This is a genomic window from Ruegeria sp. AL12, assembly GCF_056540885.1.
On the sequence record NZ_JBQFXN010000149.1, the window covers coordinates 1 to 636 of the forward strand.

A 636-nucleotide genomic window follows, 5' to 3' on the forward strand; every position below is an offset into this window, starting at 1 on the left:
GGCGGCAAGGAGAAGCTGGGCAAGATCACAAAGCAAGGCGATCGTTACATTCGCAAACTTTTGGTCGTGAGCATGACATCGCGCGCCGTCATGGCGAAACGCTCACCCGAGAAGGTCGATCTCTGGACTGCCAAGATCATCGCTGACAAGCCGTTCCGGCTGGCAACAGTCGCCATGGCAAACAAGGCAGCGCGGGCCATCTGGGCGATGCTCACGAAGAAACAGGAATACCGGCAGCCGGCGTTCTAACCACACCGACTGCCCACGAGATGCAAGACGTTGAAGTGATGATGCGGAAGTAAGTCAACCAAGAGCAAGGACACTCCGGGAATGGCAGCGGCCCTCTTCCGAGGCCGATAAGCCGATTGGAACCTCGCTCGCGGAATTCATCAGGGCCAGCGGAACACCACCGCACGAACAGGCCGGACAGACGACAGTACTGACGAAATCGACCGCAGAAATCGCCAAAAAACTCTTGCAATGCAGGAGCCACCCACAGACATTGGCTATGGCTTGATGACGCTGCAGTGCGGCCCGCCGAAGGAGAATTTCGCTGCGGTTGAGAGTTACCCGGGAAGATGAGGTCATGCTCACGGAATTCATCCTGTCGTCGCCCTAAGGTTCACAGGAGACCCG

At 57.4% G+C, this 636-nt stretch carries 1 pseudogene; it reads left to right on the forward strand.

Annotation, left to right across the window (positions count from 1 at the left end):
* A pseudogene (locus ACR0C6_RS21925) lies at positions 1–249 on the forward strand (IS110 family transposase); the annotation flags it as partial.
* Positions 250–636: the final 387 nt, after the last annotated feature.